Origin of the sequence: Profundibacterium mesophilum KAUST100406-0324, from assembly GCF_009835145.1 — a bacterium.
GTDB lineage: Bacteria > Pseudomonadota > Alphaproteobacteria > Rhodobacterales > Rhodobacteraceae > Profundibacterium > Profundibacterium mesophilum.
In genome coordinates this window covers 1-2,063 of sequence record NZ_APKE01000058.1, presented here as the reverse complement: position 1 = coordinate 2,063, position 2,063 = coordinate 1, and the positions used below count along the sequence as shown (strand labels likewise).

Sequence of the window (2,063 nt, the reverse complement as noted above, 5' to 3'; positions counted from 1 at the left end):
GCGTGCCGGACCTTCTCCCATGGAATTGGCAGCCATCGGAGCGCCAACGCGCCGCATGACCACGGCCTACGCCGGATGCTTACGCTGAAGGGAATGGTTTCCTGCTGCTATCTGAGGATCAAGGATTGCGACAGTGGGCGTCAGCCGCGCTTGAGGTCGGATCAAGTTGGCTGCAGCCTGTTCTACTGCTTGCCAAAGATCGAGGCTTTGTCTCGATTGAGGACTACACCAAATTCATCGTAGACTGCCTGAACCGCGACTTCACCTACGTGTCAATGGACTCTCAAACTTTGCTAACCCAGGCGAAGGCTGATGGGTTCAGCGGGCAAAGTACTGCGAAGAGGATGTTGGAAGTGGTTGGCGGGAAGAACGCGGACTTGGAAACCAACATTGGTGTCGCTGCCCTGTTCCTTGACTTGGTGTTCCGGGAAACGAAACAAGAGCACCTGCGAAACCGCTACGCAAGTCTGGTTCTAGAGGCATTCTGTGCACCGCGTAGGGGCAAAACGATCGAAGTCATAAAGTTGCTGACCGCGCAGGTCTCCATTCGCGTATTTAACTTGATTGAGCACGCCTTTTGGTGGCTTGTTGGTCGAGAACTTGGAACGCCGAATTTCGATCAACAAGTTGAAGAAGCAAAGAAATCTCAGCTACAGCGGCCGGTGTCTCTTCCTCATGCCATTCGATTTCGTGTGACGGAAAAGATTAGGCTACTCGGTTCGTGCATCCCAAACTGAACCATTTAATTGATATTGGCGTGAACGTCCGCTTTACGACCCACCCAACTCGCGGTGCGCTCTGACCTGCTCCCCTTTGAGTCCGCGTCTTTCAGTTAGCTCTGTTCAGGGTTTGGTCCTCTCTTGACCGTTGGTGATACTCCCACGGGGTGAGCCCGTCGAGGCTCGAGTGTGGGCGGTGTTGATTGTAGTCGGCGCGCCATGCCGCGATCATGCGGCAGGCATGGCGCAGAGACGGGAACAGGTGTTCGTTTAGGCACTCTTCGCGCATCCTTCCATTGAAGCTTTCCACCAGGCCGTTCTGCATGGGCTTTCCTGGTGCGATGTAATGCCAGCCGACCTTTCGGTCCTCCTGCCATTTCAACATCGCGTTCGACGTCAGTTCGGTTCCATTGTCCGAGACCACAAGGCAGGGATAGCCGCGCAGCTCGGCGATCCGGTCCAGCTCACGGGCGACGCGCGCACCGCCAATGGATGTATCCACCACGGCGGCCAGGCATTCCCGGCTAAAGTCATCGATCACATTCAGCACCCTGAACCGGCGTCCGTCTTCCAGCGCGTCCGACATGAAGTCGAGCGACCATCTCTGGTTCGGCCCCTGCGGGATCGCCATGGGCGTCCTGGTGCCTACTGCGCGCTTGCGTCCGCCCCGTTTGCGGACTGTTAAGCCTTCTTCGCGGTAGAGCCGATAGAGCTTCTTCCAGTTCACTTCCCAGCCTTCACGCTTCAGCAAGATATGCAGCCGTCGATAACCGAACCGACGCCGCTCAGAGGCCAGTTCATTCATCCTTGTGCGCAGTTCCGTGTCGGCGGGGCGCTTCGACTTGCGCCGATACACACGCGGATCGATCCCGGCCAGCGCACAGGCACGGCGCTGATTGTAACCCTTGGTCTTCATGGCCCAGTTCACAGCATTCCTCCTCGAACCGGGCCTCAGAAGTTTTTTCCGAGCATCTCTTTCAGCGTCGCCACGTCCATCATTTGCTCGGCCAGCATCTTCTTCAGCTTGGCGTTCTCGGATTCCAGCGTCTTCAGCCGACGGGCGTCTGAAACCTCCAAGCCGCCATACTTGGAACGCCACTTGTAGAAGGTCGCGTCACTGATCCCATGCTTGCGGCACAGCTCCTTTGCACCAAGCCCGGCCTGATGCTCTTTCAAAATGCCAATGATCTGCTCTTCGCTGAAACGGCTTCTCTTCATCGTCTGTCTCCTCAGTTGGAGAACAGGCTAACCTCAAATCGAGGACATTTCAGGGGAGCATGTATGAACTGCCTTCCCCTGCAAGCATTTTGTTGATGTCCCTTTGACCCTGCTTCTATGTATTCG

At 56.3% G+C, this 2,063-nt stretch carries 2 protein-coding genes; one reads left to right on the top strand and one right to left on the bottom strand.

All coding sequences use genetic code 11. The features are described from left to right. Nucleotides 1–125: 125 nt before the first annotated feature. Nucleotides 126–737, top strand: coding sequence for a hypothetical protein (locus PMES_RS16120; RefSeq protein ID WP_159966744.1), 612 nt, complete (start codon nucleotides 126–128; stop codon nucleotides 735–737). A gap of 91 nt (nucleotides 738–828) precedes the next feature. On the opposite strand, the gene PMES_RS16115 is transcribed toward PMES_RS16120, so the two are convergent. Beyond that, nucleotides 829–1,937 (bottom strand): IS3 family transposase gene (locus tag PMES_RS16115; protein WP_134016907.1). Its coding sequence is split into 2 segments (ribosomal slippage): nucleotides 829–1,682 and nucleotides 1,682–1,937, totalling 1,110 coding nucleotides; the frame shifts between segments, so codons are not numbered across the junction. Nucleotides 1,938–2,063: the final 126 nt, after the last annotated feature.